The sequence below is a fragment of the Janthinobacterium sp. CG_23.4 genome, from assembly GCF_029892305.1.
Classification (GTDB): domain Bacteria; phylum Pseudomonadota; class Gammaproteobacteria; order Burkholderiales; family Burkholderiaceae_D; genus Janthinobacterium; species Janthinobacterium lividum_D.
Map to the genome: position 1 here is coordinate 1,626,453 of NZ_JARXUX010000001.1, position 17,261 is coordinate 1,643,713.

A 17,261-nucleotide genomic window follows, 5' to 3' on the forward strand; every position below is an offset into this window, starting at 1 on the left:
TTGGCAGCGTATCCGATACACTGGTGTCGCCGCTCCGGCAATCCATGAGGCCAGAACATGAGTATGCGTAATCTCGACAAGCTGTTCAAGCCGACCTCGGTGGCCCTGATCGGTGCCACGGCGCGCGAACATAAGCTGGGCGCCATCGCGCTGGCCAACCTGCTGGGCGCGGCGGGGCCGGGGACGCAATTGAACGGTACAAAATTCAGCGGAAATATCTGGCCCGTCAATCCCAAGTATGACGCGTTGATGGGCCTGAAATGCTACCGCAATCTGGCGCAGCTGCCGAAAGCGCCGGACTTGGCCATCATCTGCACGCCGCCCGCCACCATCACGGCGCTGATCCGCGAACTGGGCGCGCTGGGCACGCGTGCCGCCATCGTCATGACGTCCGGCCTCGACCCGGTGCGCGAGCAGTCGCTGCGCCTGGCCATGCTGAAAGCAGCCAAGCCGCATCTGCTACGCATCCTGGGGCCCAACAGCATGGGGCTGCTCGTGCCCAAGCTGGGCCTGAACGCCAGCTTCGCCCATCTGGGCGCTTCCAGCGGCAAGATCGCCTTCGTGTCGCAGTCGGGCGCGCTGGTGTCGGGCGTGCTCGATTGGGCCAATGCGCACGGCGTGGGCTTTTCCAAGTTTATTTCGCTCGGTGGCAGCTACGACATCGATTTCGGCGACCTGCTCGACTATTTGGCTGGCGACATCGATACGGCTGCCATCTTGCTCTACATGGAGGACATCCAGGCGGCGCGCAAATTCATGTCGGCCGCGCGGGCGGCCGCGCGCAGCAAACCCGTCATCGTCTTGAAAGCCGGACGCGAGGCCGAAGGCGCGGCCGTGGCGGCCTGGCACACGGGCGCGCTGGCCGGTTCCGACGCCGTGTATGACGCGGCCATCCGCCGCGCCGGCATGCTGCGCGTGTATTCGGCCGAGGAACTGTTCGACGCCGTGGAAACGCTCACGCATATCCGCTCACAGCGTGGCGAGCGCCTGGCGATCTTGTGCAACGGCGGTGGCCTGGGCGTGATGGCTACCGATGCGCTGGTGGGCAGCGGCGGCAAGCTGGCCGATTTGTCGCCCGATACGGTGATCGCGCTGGAAAAGGCCCTGCCACGGGGCTGGTCGCACGACAATCCCGTGGGCTTGCCCGGCGACGCGCCGGTGCAGCGTTATGTAGACGCCATCAAGCCCCTGCTCGACGAGCCGCAGGCGGACGCCTTGCTGCTGCTGCACGCGCCCACGGCCATGGTCTCGTCGATCGACATCGCCGAAGCCGTTACGCCGCTGATCAAGGCCACTTCGCGCACGGTGCTGTCGTGCCTGTTGGGCGGCACCACCGTGGCGCCCGCGCGCCAGGTCTTCAACCGGGCCGGCATTCCCACCTATGACACGCCGGAAAAAGCCGTGCATGGTTTCATGCAGATCGTGCAGTACCGGCGCAACCAGGAAACCCTGATGCAAGTGCCGGCGCAGCTGCCCATGTCGGCCACGCCGCGCCGCGCCCGCGTGCGCGAAATCGTCGCCGCCGCGCTGGCGGCCGGCCAGACGGTGCTGGGCGAGTGCCGCTCGAAGGAAATCCTGGCCGCCTACGGCATCCCCGTGGCCACTACCCGCATGGCGGCCGACGTGGAAGCGGCGCTGGCGGTAGCGGCGGACATCGGCTATCCGGTGGCGCTGAAGATCCACTCACCAGATATCGGCCACAAATCCGACGTCGGCGGCGTGGCGCTTGACCTTGATACGCCCGACATCTTGCGCATGGCCGCCGCCGCCATGCTCAAGCGCGTGCGCCGCATGCGACCCGATGCGCTGATCGACGGCTTTACGGTGCAGCAGATGGCGCGCCGGCCGCAATCGCATGAACTGATCGTCGGCGTCACCACGGACGCCGCCTTCGGCCCCGTCATCCTGGTGGGGCAGGGCGGCATTGCCGTGGAAGTGACGGCCGACCATGCCATCGGCCTGCCGCCGCTGAACATGGTGCTGGCGCGCGACATGCTGGCGCGCACGCGCGTGTCGAAACTGCTGGCCGGCTACCGTAATCAGCCGCCGGCCGATATCGACGCCGTCTGCTACACCCTGATCCAGGTGGCCGAACTGGTGGCCGACATCGGCGAGCTGGCCGAACTTGATATCAACCCGCTGGTGGCCGACGCTGACGGCGTGATCGCCCTCGATGCGCGCATCCGCCTGCAGCCTGGCCAAAAGAGTGACCGCTTGGCCATCCGCCCGTATCCGCAGGAGCTCGAAGAGCAGGTGACGTGGATGGGGCTATCGATCCTGCTGCGCCCCATCCGCCCCGAGGACGCACCGCAGCACATGGACCTGTTCCACGCGCTGGACCCGGATGATGTGCGCCTGCGCTTTTTCACCTCGATGCGCGAGCTGCCCGTGTCGCAGCTGGCACGCCTGACGCAGATCGATTACGACCGTGCCATGGCCTTCATCGCCACCCACACGGGCCCCGACGGCAAGCCGGAAACCCTGGGCGTAGTGCGCGCCGTGGCCGATCCGGACAATATCCATGCCGATTTCGCCATCGCCGTGCGCTCGGCCCTGAAAGGCAAGGGCCTGGGCCACATCCTGTTTGAAAAACTGGTCGACTACTTCCGTAGCCGTGGCACGGAAGCGTTGGTGGGCGAGGCCATGGCACGCAATAAGGGCATGCAGCGGCTGGTAAAAAGTTTTGGCGGCGAAGTCACGCCATCGGAAGAGCCAGGCGTGGTCAACCTGCATATCCGATTGCGCGCGCCCTGAAAAAGCGCAGGGGGGGGGCGCTGTGGGTTTGTGCAGGATCAAATCGGCCGCCGTCGGTAGTCTTTACACTTTCACTTCCAGGATCAGACATCGAGCGCATTTTTGGGAGTGAGTGCATGCTTACGGCAACATATATATTGGTTTCCCTGTCGGTAGAACAGGCAAGCATCCGCATGAGTTTGTTGGCATTGCAAAAATACATGCAGGTGCAGCTGCGCCAGCATAGCCAGCTGAGCCTGGCGCAACTGCAGACCACGGGCGACTGCCTGAACCGGCTGTACCAGGGGGGCTATTGGCGCAAGGTGGAGATGTATCTGATCCCCGCCATTCGCCAAGCTACGCCGCATGCCGATGGATTGCTCAATGGTTTGCTCAATGAGATCAGCGGCTTGAACCATGCGGCGCTGGAAAGCATCAATGTCGTGCAGCACAGTATAGGCAGCGCTCTCGACAGCTCCGAGCAGCAGGCCGAGCAGCTGTGCGCGGCGATCGACACCTTTTGCGCGGCCTTGCTGCAGCGCCTGGAAAAAGAAGAGCGCGAACTATTTACGCTGGCGCGCAAGGTCATCGTCGGCGAAGCGTGGTTTGCCATCGCCCACCAGTTCCTTGCCCATGATGCGCGCTTGCAGGAAGCACGCCGCGGCAAGGCACAAGTGCTGCCTTTTGTTTTGCCCTTGCCTGTGCCGGCAACGGGTGTGCCCGACGCTGCAGCAGCAAGCATGGGCAGCGCCGGCAGCACCGCCGCTGATAGCGTGCCTGGCGTGCCGCAGCCCCTGCGCGCGCGGGCTTGAGCGGGGAGCGAGCGCACACCTCGTCGGCCCCTTAGTACCGGCCCTGCGCCCCTGATTTTTCGCCGATGCCAGCATGGGAGAAATGTCAAGTTACCCATTTAATAACTTGTGCAGACCTGTTCGATGCAATGTGCCGGGCTTTGCTATGATGGTGCTTTTGATCCACGCGAAACCCGTCATGTTCGAATTTCTTTTCAAGCGTTCTGCCAGCAAGCCTTCCGCACCAGACCCTATCGTGGCAGAACAGGCCGCCGCCTCGGCACAGAGCGCATCGCGCCGCGCCGAACAGGTTGCGCGTGCCCGCGCCGTGGCGGGCGATGAAGCAGCGGCCTTTGAATTTATTGTTTCCAGCGAATTTGCCGATGCCCGCCTGATCGCGGCAGAACACATCCATGCCTTGCCGCTGCTGGAAAAAGTCCATCAGGCCATGCGTAACACGGACCGCCGCGTCGCCAAGCTGATGCAGGGGCGCATCGACTTGCTGCGCCACCAGGCGGCAGAAACTCAGCGTGCCCAAGCCAGCATAACCACGGCCCAGCGCCTGTTGCAGGATGATAAGCTGAGTCCCAACCAAGTAGCCGAGCTGGACCGTCAATGGCAAGTCATCAAGGCCACGCCCGAGCTGGCGACTGCCTTTGCCGCTGCGCGTGCCGCGCTGGCGGCCCGCCTGGAAGCGCAAGTGCTATTGCAGCGCGCCGTGATCGACGCCGTCGCCGCCGCGCGCGCTCTTGCAAGCAATGGCCAGTGCGCCGCAGAGCTGGCGCAGACGCTGGCCAACCTGGATGCGCAACATGCGCAGCATGTACTATCGCCCGAGCGCGCTTCGCTGCCAAAACACCTCGAGAACGACTTTGCGCAAGCGCGCGAGCAGGCGCAGTCCGTCTTGCAAGCCTTGCAGCAGCATCAGGCCTTGTTCGACGCGCGCCAGGCCTTGCTGGCGCAATGGCAGGCACAGGATGGCGCCACGCTGGACGCCGATACCTTGAAGCGCGCTTGGCAAGCTCTGCCGCGCCTGCCCGAGTCGCCGCTGTCGGACAGCTTGCAGCAGCAGTTTGCGGCCGTGCTGGCCAGCGCGCCAGCGCCTGTCATTACTGCGCCGGCCGTGGCCGCGCCAGCACTTGCCGAACCTGCGCCGCGCAAGCCGCGCCAGGAGCAGACGTCCGTGGCGAAGGAAGTGACGGAAGCGTTTTTCAAGACGTTAGACGCCATGGAAGCGGCGCTGCAAGATGGTTTGTTGCACGTGGCTTCCGAGCATGACAAGACTTTGCGCGATAGCAAACACGGCCGCCTGACGCCTGCGCAAGCGGACCGCCTGGCGCATGTGCGCGCACAATTCAAGCAATTGGCGGACTGGGCGCGCTGGGGTGGTAACGTGTCGCGCGAAGAGCTGGTCAAGGCGGGCGAGGAATTGCCTGCGCAGCAATTGCCGATGGCCGAACTGGCCAAGAAAGTGGGCAGCTTGCGCGAGCGCTGGAAGTCGCTCGATACCTTGTCCGGCCCCGCGCCTAAATCCCTGTGGGAGCGTTTCGATGCCGCCTGCAGCCTCGCCTATGCGCCGGCGGCCCAGCATTTCAAGCAACTGGCCGAAGAGCGTCATGGCAATGCAGCCAGGGCCCAGGAATTGATCGCGGAAACGGCGGCCCTGGCAGCAGAAGAAAGTACCGACTGGAAACACGTCGCGTCAAGCTCGCAGCGCCTGCGCCAGGCATGGACGCACCTGGGCACCATCGACCGCAAGGAAAAGAAACGCCTCGATGCCGAGTTTGGTGCCGCGCTGGACGCCTTGTCAAAGCCGCTGGACACGCAACGCCAGATCGAGACGGCGCGCCGCGAACAATTGATCGTCGAAGTAGGCTTGCTCAAACCATCGGAGCGCAACACGGTCGACATGCTGAAAGCGTTGCAGGATAAATGGCAGGAACTGGCGAAAGCCTTGCCGCTGGAGCGGCGCGCGGAACAGGCGCTGTGGCAGCGTTTCCGCGCCGCCTGCGACGATATTTTTGCCAAGCGCAAGGAAACGGCGCACGCGGCCGACCACGAACGCCGCGAACACCTGCAGGCGCGCGCAGCCCTGTGCGTCAGTCTGGAAACGGCCGTCGTGCCCGACACCGACGACAAGGCCCGTCGCGCTTTCATCGAGCAATTGCTGCGCGAGACGCGTGCCGCCTGGAATGCCACCGGCCCTGTGCCGCGCGCCAGCGAAGCGAAGATCGAGCAGCGCTACCAAGCCGCTGTCGCCGGTGTGCAAGCGCAAGCGGACGCCATTGCCGAGCGCGCCGGTGCTGCCCAGGCCAACGCCCTGCGCGACAAGCTGCGCCTGGCGCAGGCATTGGAAACGGCCTTGCTCGAAGGCGATGCCGGCGCCGATGCGGCGCTTTGGGCGCAGCGCTGGAGCGCCTTGCCCGCTCTCGACGCCCAGTATGAACGTAGCCTGCAGCAGCGCTTTGCCGCCGCCCAGGCGGCACTGGGCGAGGGCAGTGCTGCCTACGTGCAGCAATTGCAGGCCAACCAGGAGCGCTTGCGCGCGGAAGTGCTGCGTCTGGAAATTGTCGCCGGCGTCGATAGCGGCGCCGAATTTGCCCGCGACCGCCTGAAAATGCAGGTGGAAGTATTGCAATCGTCGCTCAAATCAGGCCAGAAGCCGTTCACGCAAGCGGCGCAGCTCATGCAGCTGTGTGCGATTGCCGCCACCACCGATGCGCGCACCGCCAGCCGCATCGAAACCTTGCTGCGGCGCATAGGAGGCCAGGTCAAATGAGCATTTCAGTGCGCGTCCAGCAAGCCGATTTTGACCTTGGTCAAGAAATCGCACAATTGCGTGCAGGCAACCCCAAGGTCGGCGCTGTCGTCGGCTTTGTCGGCACGGTGCGCGACATGAACGACGGGCTGGAGGTGGCCGCCATGGAGCTCGAACATTATCCGGGCATGACGGAAAAGGCCATTCTGGCCATCGTGGAACAGGCGCGAGCCCGCTGGCCCGTGTCGGCTGCGCTGGTGATACACCGGGTCGGCCCCTTGCTGCCGCAGGAACAGATCGTGCTCGTGGCCGTCTCGTCGGCCCACCGCGGCGAGGCCTTCGCCGCCTGCGAGTTCATCATCGATTACCTGAAGACGGAAGCGCCGTTCTGGAAGAAGGAAGATACGCCCGAAGGCGCGCGCTGGGTCGATGCGCGCGACAGCGACGCGACGGCGCTGGATAAATGGACGGCACCAGAGAACGCCATGTAAGGCGTATGCATGGCGCACGCCAGCATTTACAAGAATGCATCAGTTTTCTAGTTTGTGACTGCTTGAAAAGTACGGCCTCACCCCAATTTGCTTAATAACTAATTAACCGGGAGTACTTTTCATGCGACAAGATAAACTCACCACCAAGTTACAGGAAGCCCTGGCCGATGCGCAAAGCCTGGCCGTGGGCAATGACAACCCCTATATCGAACCAGTGCACCTGCTGACGGCCCTGTTGAACCAGGACGACGGCGGTGCCCGCTCGCTCTTGCAGCGGGCCGGCGTCAACGTGGGCGGCCTGTCCAAGGCCCTGGGCGCCTCGCTCGAACGCTTGCCCAAGGTGTCCGGCACGGGCGGCGACGTGCAGGTCAGCCGCGAATTCGTGGCCCTCTTGAACTTGTCCGACAAAGAATCGCAAAAGGCCGGTGATCAGTTCGTTTCCAGTGAAATGGTCTTGCTGGCCATGACGGACGACAAGTCCGACTGCGGCAAGCTGGCGCGCGAAAATGGCCTGACCCGCAAGGCCTTGGCATCGGCCATCGAGGCCGTGCGCGGCGGCAACAAGGTCGATTCGCAAGAGGCCGAAGGCCAGCGCGAATCCCTGAAAAAATACACGCTGGACCTGACGGAGCGGGCGCGCAAGGGCAAGCTCGATCCTGTGATCGGCCGCGACGATGAAATCCGCCGCACCATCCAGATTTTGCAGCGCCGCAGCAAGAACAATCCCGTCTTGATCGGTGAGCCGGGCGTGGGCAAGACGGCCATCGTCGAAGGCCTGGCGCAGCGCATCGTCAACGGCGAAGTGCCCGAGTCCTTGAAAGGCAAGCGCGTACTGTCGCTCGACATGGCCGCCTTGCTGGCTGGTGCGAAATTTCGTGGTGAATTCGAGGAGCGGCTGAAATCCGTGCTGAAGGAATTGGCCATGGATGAAGGGCAAACCATCGTCTTCATCGACGAGATGCACACCATGGTCGGTGCGGGCAAGGCCGAAGGCGCGATGGATGCCGGCAATATGCTCAAACCGGCGCTGGCGCGTGGCGAGCTCCATTGCGTGGGCGCCACCACCCTTGACGAGTACCGCAAGTACATCGAGAAGGATGCCGCGCTGGAACGTCGCTTCCAGAAAGTGCTGGTCGACGAGCCGAGCGTGGAGGCGACGATCGCCATCCTGCGCGGCTTGCAGGATAAGTACGCGCTGCACCACAAGGTGGAAATCACGGATGCGGCCATCATCGCCGCCGCCGAGCTGTCGCACCGCTATATCACGGACCGTTTCCTGCCCGACAAGGCGATCGACCTGATCGATGAAGCGGCAGCGAAGATCAAGATCGAGATCGATTCCAAGCCGGAAGTGATGGATAAGCTGGAACGCCGCTTGATCCAGCTCAAGATCGAACGCGAGGCCGTGAAAAAGGAAAAAGACGAAGCTTCCTTGCGCCGCCTGGGCTTGATCGAGGAAGAAATCGTCAAGCTGCAGCGCGAATATAATGATTTCGAGGAAATCCTGAAGGCGGAAAAAGCCGTGGTGCAAGGCAGCACGCACATCAAGGAAGAGATCGAAAACGTCAAGCTGCAAATGGAGCAGGCGACGCGCGAAAGTAATTGGCAGAAAGTATCTGAATTGCAATACGGTAAGTTGCCGCAACTCGAAGCCCAGCTCAAGCAGGCTGACAGCGGCATCCCGAAACGCGATCCCGACCAGCCCAAATTGCTGCGCACGGAAGTGGGCGCCGAGGAAATCGCCGAAGTGGTGTCGCGCGCGACGGGCATACCCGTGTCGCGCATGATGCAGGGCGAGCGCGACAAGCTGCTGCACATCGAAGAGAAGCTGCATGAGCGCGTCGTGGGCCAGGATGAAGCAATCACGGCCGTGGCTGACGCCATCCGCCGCTCGCGCGCCGGCCTCGCCGACCCGAACCGTCCCTATGGTTCCTTCATGTTCCTGGGGCCGACGGGCGTGGGCAAGACCGAGCTGAGCAAGGCGCTGGCGACCTTCCTGTTCGATACGGAAGAATCGATGATACGCATCGACATGAGCGAGTTCATGGAGAAGCATTCGGTGGCTCGCCTGATCGGCGCGCCGCCCGGCTATGTCGGCTACGACGAGGGCGGCTACCTGACGGAAGCCGTGCGCCGCAAACCGTACAGCGTGATCTTGCTCGACGAAGTGGAAAAGGCGCATGCCGATGTCTTCAATGTGCTGCTGCAAGTGCTCGACGATGGCCGCATGACGGATGGCCAGGGGCGCACGGTGGACTTCAAGAATACCGTCATCATCATGACCTCGAACCTGGGTTCGCATAAAATCCAGGCCATGGAGAGCGATGATCCCGGTGTTGTGAAGCTGGCCGTGATGGCCGAGGTACGCTCGCACTTCCGTCCCGAGTTCGTCAATCGCATCGACGAAATCGTGGTGTTCCATGGCCTCGACGAGAAAAACATCGGCGCGATCGCGAAGATCCAGCTCAAAATTCTCGAAGAACGCCTGGCGCGCATGGACATGCAGCTGAGCTTGACGGACGCGGCCTTGCAGCAAATCGCCGAAGCTGGCTACGATCCGGTGTATGGCGCCCGTCCACTGAAGCGGGCGATCCAGCAGCAGATCGAAAATCCGCTGTCGAAGTTGATCCTGGAAGGCAAGTTTGGCCCGAAAGACGAGATTCGCATCGATGCGCAGCACGGCAACCTGGTGTTTTCGGGTGCGCCAGTGGGGTTGGACAAGGTGTAACGTTGGCCCCAACGGCGAAAGGCTGGGGTCGGACCCTCAGGGTCCGACCCCGGTGTTTGCGGTGGGGGGATTTTGCAGCAATAAGAAGGGCGGTATCAGGCTAGACCTGATGCCGCCCTTCTTGCTATTATCGTGACTATTTTCTGATTCTTCTGGAGGCGGTACGATGGCAAACACATGGCAAGCAGGACGGCGCATCGGCGTGGGATTGACCTTGGCGGCAGCCATGCTGGCATTGCCTGCCCAAGCTCAGGCTCAGGAAGAAAAAGTACTCAACATCTATAACTGGTCGGACTATATCGGCGACGACACGATCAAGAATTTTGAGAAGGAAACCGGCATCAAGGTACGCTACGACGTTTTCGACAATAACGAAATCCTCAACGCGAAACTGGTGGCGGGCAAGTCAGGCTACGACATCGTGGTGCCGACGGCACAGTGGGCGCGCCTGCAGATCGATGCGGGCCTGCTGCGAAAACTCGACAAGAGCAAGCTGACGAACTTGAGTAACCTCGATCCCAGCCTGCAGGCCAAGCTGGCGAAGATCGATCCGAACAACGATTACCTGGTCGACTGGCTGTGGGGTTACACGACGGTGGGCATCAACGTCAACAAGGTCAAGGCTGCCCTGGGCGGCATGGCCATGCCCGACAATGCCTGGGACCTGGTCTTCGACCCGAAATACGCGTCGAAGCTGAAATCGTGCGGCGTGTCCTTTCTCGACTCGCCGTCGGAAGTGCTGCCCGCTGCCCTGCAATACCTGGGCAAGCCTGCCTACTCGAAGTCCAGCGCTGACTACCAGGAAGCGGGCAAGGTGCTGCAAGCCATTCGTCCCTATGTAACGCTGTTCAGTTCGTCCGGCTACATCAATGACATGGCCAACGGCTCAGTGTGCGTAGCGCTGGGCTGGTCGGGCGACATCAATATCGCGCGCCAGCGTGCCATCGACGCGAAAAACGGCAATGTGATCCAGGTGCTGGTGCCGAAGACGGCGGCCCTGATGTTCGACACCATGGCCATTCCCGCCGATGCGCCCCATCCGAACAATGCGCACCTGTTCATCAATTACATCCTGCGCCCGCAAGTGCATGCCAGCCTGAGCAACAAGGTGTTTTACGCGAATCCGAATCCGGCCAGCATCAAGTATGTGCGCAAGGACATCGGCGAAAACAAGGCCATCTTCCTGTCCGATGCCGACAAGCAGCGCATGGCGGCACCAGAAGCGACCACGGCCGATATCCGTCGCCTCATGACGCGCATCTATACGAAGTTCAAAACGGGAGTTTGAGCGGCCATTGCCGGTTTGTAATGTTGACAGATCCTCAATACCGATGCCTAACTATTTAACAGTTGAGCACGTCGAGATGCCAACCATGCGACACCGGCGTGCCGACACGCCACCAATTCTTGGCTGACAATTTCAAACAGCGAATCAAATTTGTCAGTTTCCTCCGCCTTTAGGGCGGACTCGGCGGCGCGGGTCGCCTGTGCAAAACGACTCGCACCCAATGAGCCGAGAGTGCCCCGCATCTCGTGCAGCAAACGACACGCAGCGCTATAGTCTCCGGCAATGCGCGCGCAATCAGCTGTCTCGAAGTCGTTAGCGACCGCTATCAGGATTGTTTCAATTAAGTCAATTGTCGTAACATGAGTAGCTGGATCATCAACGACGAACAAGTAATCGACATCGAATACGCCGTCAAGTGCTGAACCGATTGCTTGCGACACCACCGCTGTTGCCACGCTAGCAGCAGTGGTGGGCAAATAATGCTTGAGCATCGCAAACACAAGGTTAACATCGAATGGCTTGGGGATGATATCGGTCATGCCTGCATCGAGGCACTGTGAACGCTCGGTATCGAGCACGCCTGCGGTCATGGCCAATATTGGAACATCTAGTCCAAGGCACTGGCGTATCGCCACAGTGGCCTGTATCCCATCCATCACCGGCATTTGCACATCCATCAGAACGATCTGGTAGTGCAAAGGTTTTTCCCTCAACATCTCGACCGCTTGCTGACCATTATTGGCGATATCGATGTCGATTCCCGCCCGTCGAAGAATACTACTTGCGACGATTTGGTTCAGCACATTATCCTCCACCAGCAATATACGAGCATCAATGCGATGCTGCATCTTCTGCTGTGTCGATGGTAACGCGGCCTTTGCGCCAAGGTCGTGGCAAGTACGCGCTTCGTCCACTGCTTTGCGCAGCGTGGCCGATATGACTGGTTTGGTGAGGAAGGCATCGATACCAACGGCGCCCGCTTGCTCTAGCAAGCGGCGTCCGAAGACATTTGTCATACACACGATCAGCGGAATCTGTGCATCGCATCGCAAGGCCTGAATTTCCCGTAGCAAGGTCACCGTGCCTGTGGTGTCGCTGTTGCCATCGACTAGCACCACTTCGTAATGGCTGTCTTTCTGTGCTGCTGCATGGATGAAATCGAGAGCCTGCTCGGCGCTCACTGACTGCATCATCTTCCATCCGCTTGCCTCGATCATTTCACCTACATATCGGATACTCGCCGCATAGTCGCTGACCAGTAAAACACGAAGACCAGAGCCGTGCGCACTGACTGATGCCGAGGCTGTGGAGCTTGCTTGCCCGAGAGGAGCGACCGGCAACTCCAGCGAGAAGCAGAACTCGCTGCCATGTCCGAATTGACTGCTGATCGTTATTTCTCCCCCCATCATTGTTGCAAGCCGATGTGAAATCGATAGCCCCAAACCCGTTCCCCCAAAGCGTCGCGTCGTTGATGAGTCTGCCTGAGTAAAGGCCTGGAACAAGCGGCACTGCTGTTCTTCGCTGATACCGATTCCGCTATCGCGTACCCTGAAACGCAAGACGGCGCTCTGGGCACGGCGCTCGATGCAATCGATCAACAGCGATACCTCGCCCACTTGCGTGAACTTGATGGCGTTACTTAGCAGATTGAGCAGCACCTGATGCATGCGCAGTGGATCGCAAAGATAGGCCGTGGGAACTGCGGGGTCCACGCCGATCAGCAATTCTAGATCCTTGTCGCCGGCGCTGACGCTCATCATCGCCGCCAGTGGCTGTAGTAGATCGCTGAGCAACGTGATCGTCGGCGTCAGCATCATCTGGCCTGCCTCGATTTTCGAAAAATCGAGGATATCGTTGACGATCGCAAGCAAGGACTGTCCCGATGACTCTATCATCTTGAGATAGCTATGCTGGTCATCCGACAGAGTCGTTGTGCTTAACAGGTAGGTCAGCCCGAGCATCGCGTGCAGTGGAGTGCGAATCTCATGACTCATATTGGCCAGAAAGTCGCTTTTGGCGCGGTTCGCTGACTCCGCGTTGTGTTTTGCGACCAGCAATTCCTGGTCGTGGCGTCTGCGCTCGGTGATATCGCGAAAGATGCCTGCAAAGCCCCGATAGCCCGGGCAACTGATCTCACTGACGGACAGTTCCATTGGAAACTGTGTGCCGTCGCGTTGACGCCCGTTTACCTCTCGCACGGTACCGATAAATTTGTCGATGTCATCGGCGATGAACGCACGCAGGTCGCTCCCCTCGCGATGATACGTTTCTGGCATCAGCGCTTGAATGTTTTGCCCGATCACCGCCGCAGCGTCGTAGTCGAAAATACGCGATGCCGCCCGATTTATCGTTTCTATATTGCCCTCGCAATCCGTGGTGATGATGCCATCCATGATGTTGTCGATCACCGCCGTCATTCTGGCCTGGCTCAGTAGTGCCGCTCGCCTCGATGCAGCGAGCGAAGTGGCGCCAAGCTCGCCCTCGATCAGATCACCCAAATCCCGTAACGAGGCCACGTCGCTGGGGCTGAAGCGCCGAGGTTTCGTATCGATAACGCACAAGGTGCCCAAGGGGTAGCCGGCGGGGCCCAGCAATGGAATCCCGGCATAGAATCGTAATCCGGGCGGCCCAACGACCAGCGGATTGTCGGCGAAGCGTACATCGAGGTGCGCATCCTCGACCACCAGAGCCTGATCCTCAAGAATCGCATGACCACAGAACGAAATATCGCGCGCCGTCTCGCACACGGAAAGTCCCTGATTCGACTTGAACCATTGACGCTTGGCGTCAACCAAAGAAACCAGCGCGAATTTGACATCAAACAAGCGCATTGCGAGGCGAGTGATGCGATCGAACCGCTCCTCAGGCGCCGTGTCCAGTATGCCCAAGCCATGCAGTTCCAATATACGCATCGCTTCATCAGGATGATCGTCAGGTCTTAGCACAATATTTCCCCGCTAGAATTAAGTGAGATATCGAAAAACAATACGACAGAAGCAATTTTGTCGCTTTGCGTGCGTTACTGCGGAGCTAATATGGCGTATGCTTGGCTTAATATGGAGGCCCCATGAATAGTGCTATCAATTCATTTTCTTCGTTTCAGCAATTGCGCATTCTGATCGTCGATGACGATGAATTCCAGCTTGAAATACTCAGTGACATGCTGCACCAATTGGGCGTTGAGGAAATCACCTTGGCGCGCAGTGGTGTGCAAGCCTTGTCGCTGCTCGATGGAGCCTGTACCCGGACCGATCTTCTCATCAGCGACCTGCACATGCCCGGCATGGATGGTTTTCAATTCATCGGCAGCGTCGCCGAGCGCGCTTTCCGGGGGGCTCTTCTGCTGATATCTGGCCAGAACAAGCAAGTGCAGCATTCGGCGTCACTGGTGGCACAATTGCAACGCTTCAAGCTGTTGGGTGTATTGGAAAAGCCTGTGACGATGGAGGCGCTCAAATCCGTCTTGCAACAATTGCTGGGCGATGGGCCGACGCTGGTGTGAGCGGAAATCATGGCGGATTCACGCCAGGGCGAATTTCTGAACTTCCTTCGCCATCTGATCTAGCCGAACGATATGCTGCACGGCGCCCAGTCGCTGCGCCTCGCGCGGCATGCCAAATACGACACAGCTTTCCTCATCCTGGGACAGCGTGCGCGCGCCCGCCGCGCGCATGTCGCGCAAGCCGCGCGCGCCGTCGTCACCCATGCCGGTCAGGATAATGCCCAGCGCGTTGCCGCCGGCAGCCCCTGCGACTGACTTGAACAGTACGTCCACCGACGGTTTATGCAGATTGATAGGCGGGCCATCAAGCACTTCCACCAGATAATAGGCGCCGCTGCGAGCCAGTCGCATGTGCTTGCCCCCCGGAGCAATTAGCACCCGGCCAACCAATACACGGTCGCCATCGCTGGCCTCGCGCACATCGACTGCGCATAGACTGTTTAGCCGCGCCGCAAACATCGTTGTAAAGGTGGGCGGCATATGCTGCACGATCACGATGCCGGGGCAGACCGCTGGCAAGCCGGTCAACAGCAATTCCAGGGCTTGGGTGCCGCCGGTAGAGGCGCCGATGGCGACAACTTTATCTGATGTGCGCGCCAGCGCCGGCGCGCACATCGGCACTGGCGGCATGGTCGGCGCACCAGACAGCCTGCGTGGTCTGGTTTGCGCTGCCTGCAATACGTGACGAATCAGCTCCGCCGCCGAATCTGACAAAAAATCTCGCAAGCCCAGCTTGGGCTTGGTCACATAGCCGACGGCACCGGCTGCCATGGCCTGCAGCGTCACCTCGGCGCCGTGTTCACTGAGGGTGGAGCAGATCAACACGGGGGTCGGTTGCTGTTGCATGATCTGGCGCAGGAAAGTCAAGCCATCCATGCGCGGCATCTCCAGGTCCAGCACAATCACGTCAGGCCATTCCAGCGCCATCTGCTGCTGGGCAAGTATGGGGTTGGCTGCGCAGCCGATCACCTGCAGCTGCGCACTTTCTGACAGAATGGCATTCAGTACCTGGCGCACGACAGCCGAATCGTCGACGATCAAGACCTTGATAGCTGGCTTCATAATATGGTGTCGTCCTGGTCGCCGTCGATCCAGTCAAACTTGAGCCAAACATCGCCGCTGCCGACATCGAAGTACAGGCGCCGGTAGCCCTCGTCGCCGACATTCTCGGCGCTGACAGCCAGGCCGGCGCTGGCCAGCAGCTGGCGCGCCATCGCCACGTTGCGCGCGCCGATATCCTGCACGTCAGAGGCGCTGTTGAACATGCGCCCGCCGCCGAAGATTTTAGCCGTGCATTCGTGCAGCGGTATGCCATAGCGCGCCAGATCGGCGCGCATCAGTGTGAATGCGCTGCTGCCGTAGCGTCCATCGGCGGTGGACGCCTGCGCCGCCGTCGGCAGGACAAAATGGCAGATGCTGCCGAAGCGATAGCGCGGGTTCCATAGCGTTATTGCCACACAGGAACCGAGCAGGGTACCAAACACCTCGCGCTGGAATCCGCAAGCAAGTTCACCGGGATTGAGAAACACCTCGCGTGCCGCCAGTGCGCTGAAATTGCGTTCGCTCACGAGCGTCGCTCCATCCGGTAGGCGCCCGGGCCGCAGGACACCAGGCCGTCTATGACACCGCTCAGGGTCTCGGCCATGCCGATGAACAGCACGCCGTCCGGGCGTAATGTGTCTAGTAGCTGTGTGACGACCTTGCGCTTGACGGGCGGGTCAAAATAAATCAGCACATTGCGCAGGAAAATGACGTCGAAAGGCACCAGCTGCGGCAACGGTTCGATCAGGTTGATCTGGGCAAATTCCACGCGGTCGCGCAAGGCACTGTCCACCAGCAGCGTGCCTTCATATTGCCCTGTGCCGTACAGGCAATAGCGTTTCAGCAGTGCCGGTGGCATGTCACCGGTGCGGGCCCGCGTATAGTGGCCCTGGCGCGCCGTCTCCAGGACCCGTGTGCTCAAATCCGAGCCGCGCACTTCCCAAGTGGGTGCACGCGCAGTGCGGCTCAGCTCGGCCAGGGTCATTGCGATGGTGTAGACTTCTTCGCCGCTGGAGCAGGCCGCGCTCCAGACCCGGAACGTGCGCTGGCGGTCGGCCTTTTCCGCCAGGGCGGCGAGCATGCTGAAATGCTCTGCCTCTCGGAAAAAATACGTTTCATTGGTGGTGAGCAGGTCAATCGCGATCTGCAGCTCCGCGCCATCGTTACCCGACATCAGCAGCGCAAAGTAGGCACCATAGGTATCGAGTCCGGTCGCCTGCAGCCGTTTGAACAGCCGACTGCAAACCAGCGCTTTTTTGGCCGGCGTCAGCGCGATGCCGGCCTGCTGAAATAGCAGATCGCGGATGGTGGCAAAATCGGTATCGCTGATGCCTGTCGATTCCGCCGGCCTGCCAGCGAGGCCGTGCGCGCGATCCATCAAGGTGTCGGCCGTCATACGTCGCCGGCCTCCGCCGGCACCATCTGGCTCAGTGCGAACGTGCGTGCGGCATGCAAGATGATCACGAAGCCTTCGCTGAGTTTGCCGATGCCTTCGATGAACTCAGAGCGCACCGGTGTACCGAAGGCGGGCGCCGGTTCTATCCGCTCGGCGGCGATGTCGATCACGGCCGCCACGGCGTCGACCATGATGCCGATTTCCAGCGTGTCACCTTCTTCGCTCAGTTCGAGCACGATGATCGACGTGTTTTTCCCCACCACCAGCGCGGGCCGCTTGAACAGCAGCGCTAGGTCGATCACCGGCACCACGGCGCCGCGCAGATTGATGACGCCTCGTACATGGGCTGGCATCAGGGGCACAGTGGCCGGGTGGACATTGCGCAGGATTTCCTTAATTGACTCGATCCCAAGCGCGAACACTACTTCACCCAGAGAAAAGGTCAAATACTGTCTGAGCTCGGTGTGCCCGTCGTCGTCGTCCGGCTGTGCGCTGGCGTTCAATGCTGCAGTGTGCATGAAAGTTCCTTCGCT

The 17,261-nt window shown here is 60.8% G+C and carries 12 protein-coding genes; 7 read left to right on the forward strand and 5 right to left on the reverse strand.

Annotated elements, in window-relative coordinates; genetic code table 11:
• The first annotated feature begins 57 nt into the window (after positions 1 to 57).
• From H4V96_RS07320 to H4V96_RS07345, 6 genes are all read left to right on the forward strand, one after another.
• On the forward strand, positions 58 to 2,754 hold the full coding sequence (locus H4V96_RS07320; RefSeq protein WP_196856819.1) for a bifunctional acetate--CoA ligase family protein/GNAT family N-acetyltransferase: 2,697 nt from the start codon (positions 58 to 60) through the stop codon (positions 2,752 to 2,754).
• A 116-nt stretch (positions 2,755 to 2,870) separates the two neighbouring features.
• Positions 2,871 to 3,545 carry a hypothetical protein gene (locus tag H4V96_RS07325; RefSeq protein ID WP_196856820.1) on the forward strand — a complete coding sequence of 225 codons (675 nt, stop codon included), beginning with the start codon at positions 2,871 to 2,873 and terminating at the stop codon, positions 3,543 to 3,545.
• 178 nt (positions 3,546 to 3,723) lie between these two features.
• Positions 3,724 to 6,303: a DUF349 domain-containing protein gene (locus H4V96_RS07330; protein ID WP_196856821.1), complete on the forward strand. Its 2,580-nt coding sequence runs from the start codon at positions 3,724 to 3,726 to the stop codon at positions 6,301 to 6,303.
• 2 nt (positions 6,304 to 6,305) lie between these two features.
• Positions 6,306 to 6,773, forward strand: a complete 468-nt coding sequence (moaE, locus tag H4V96_RS07335; protein ID WP_029496299.1) for a molybdopterin synthase catalytic subunit MoaE — start codon at positions 6,306 to 6,308, stop codon at positions 6,771 to 6,773.
• Between the two features lie 121 nt (positions 6,774 to 6,894).
• Positions 6,895 to 9,501 carry an ATP-dependent chaperone ClpB gene (clpB, locus tag H4V96_RS07340; protein ID WP_196856822.1) on the forward strand — a complete coding sequence of 869 codons (2,607 nt, stop codon included), beginning with the start codon at positions 6,895 to 6,897 and terminating at the stop codon, positions 9,499 to 9,501.
• 226 nt (positions 9,502 to 9,727) lie between these two features.
• The gene (locus H4V96_RS07345) at positions 9,728 to 10,789 is read left to right on the forward strand and encodes a polyamine ABC transporter substrate-binding protein (protein WP_261981093.1); all 1,062 of its coding nucleotides are present in this window, start codon (positions 9,728 to 9,730) and stop codon (positions 10,787 to 10,789) included.
• Between the two features lie 47 nt (positions 10,790 to 10,836).
• Here the strand turns inward: H4V96_RS07345 and H4V96_RS07350 are convergent, their stop codons facing one another.
• A complete protein-coding gene (locus tag H4V96_RS07350; RefSeq protein ID WP_280720825.1) occupies positions 10,837 to 13,701 on the reverse strand; it encodes a response regulator in 2,865 nt (954 codons plus the stop codon).
• 155 nt (positions 13,702 to 13,856) lie between these two features.
• Here H4V96_RS07350 and H4V96_RS07355 point away from each other — a divergent pair, with 155 nt between their 5' ends.
• Entirely contained in the window at positions 13,857 to 14,291 is a 435-nt protein-coding gene (locus H4V96_RS07355; RefSeq protein WP_196856824.1) for a response regulator, read from the forward strand.
• An 18-nt stretch (positions 14,292 to 14,309) separates the two neighbouring features.
• Here H4V96_RS07355 and H4V96_RS07360 read toward each other — a convergent pair whose 3' ends face one another.
• Genes H4V96_RS07360 through H4V96_RS07375 form a run of 4 tightly spaced genes read right to left on the reverse strand, consistent with a single transcriptional unit; the run spans position 14,310 to position 17,246 of the window.
• Complete coding sequence (locus H4V96_RS07360; RefSeq protein WP_010396784.1) at positions 14,310 to 15,353, reverse strand: chemotaxis response regulator protein-glutamate methylesterase; 1,044 nt, start codon at positions 15,351 to 15,353, stop codon at positions 14,310 to 14,312.
• On the reverse strand, positions 15,350 to 15,859 hold the full coding sequence (locus H4V96_RS07365; RefSeq protein ID WP_010396786.1) for a chemotaxis protein CheD: 510 nt from the start codon (positions 15,857 to 15,859) through the stop codon (positions 15,350 to 15,352). The genes H4V96_RS07360 and H4V96_RS07365 overlap by 4 nt, the downstream gene beginning before the upstream one ends.
• A complete protein-coding gene (locus tag H4V96_RS07370; RefSeq protein WP_280720826.1) occupies positions 15,856 to 16,728 on the reverse strand; it encodes a CheR family methyltransferase in 873 nt (290 codons plus the stop codon). The genes H4V96_RS07365 and H4V96_RS07370 overlap by 4 nt, the downstream gene beginning before the upstream one ends.
• Entirely contained in the window at positions 16,725 to 17,246 is a 522-nt protein-coding gene (locus H4V96_RS07375) for a chemotaxis protein CheW (protein ID WP_010396790.1), read from the reverse strand. Before H4V96_RS07375 ends, H4V96_RS07370 begins: the two co-directional genes overlap by 4 nt.
• Between the last annotated feature and the right edge of the window lie 15 nt (positions 17,247 to 17,261).

Coding starts and splice junctions, on each gene's coding strand:
- H4V96_RS07320 (WP_196856819.1), top strand. CDS start 58: ATGAGTATGCGTAATCTCGACAAGCTGTTCAAGCCGACCTCGGTGGCC.
- H4V96_RS07325 (WP_196856820.1), top strand. CDS start 2,871: ATGCTTACGGCAACATATATATTGGTTTCCCTGTCGGTAGAACAGGCA.
- H4V96_RS07330 (WP_196856821.1), top strand. CDS start 3,724: ATGTTCGAATTTCTTTTCAAGCGTTCTGCCAGCAAGCCTTCCGCACCA.
- clpB (WP_196856822.1), top strand. CDS start 6,895: ATGCGACAAGATAAACTCACCACCAAGTTACAGGAAGCCCTGGCCGAT.
- H4V96_RS07345 (WP_261981093.1), top strand. CDS start 9,728: ATGCTGGCATTGCCTGCCCAAGCTCAGGCTCAGGAAGAAAAAGTACTC.
- H4V96_RS07350 (WP_280720825.1), bottom strand. CDS start 13,701: ATGCGTATATTGGAACTGCATGGCTTGGGCATACTGGACACGGCGCCT.
- H4V96_RS07355 (WP_196856824.1), top strand. CDS start 13,857: ATGAATAGTGCTATCAATTCATTTTCTTCGTTTCAGCAATTGCGCATT.
- H4V96_RS07360 (WP_010396784.1), bottom strand. CDS start 15,353: ATGAAGCCAGCTATCAAGGTCTTGATCGTCGACGATTCGGCTGTCGTG.
- H4V96_RS07370 (WP_280720826.1), bottom strand. CDS start 16,728: ATGACGGCCGACACCTTGATGGATCGCGCGCACGGCCTCGCTGGCAGG.
- H4V96_RS07375 (WP_010396790.1), bottom strand. CDS start 17,246: ATGCACACTGCAGCATTGAACGCCAGCGCACAGCCGGACGACGACGAC.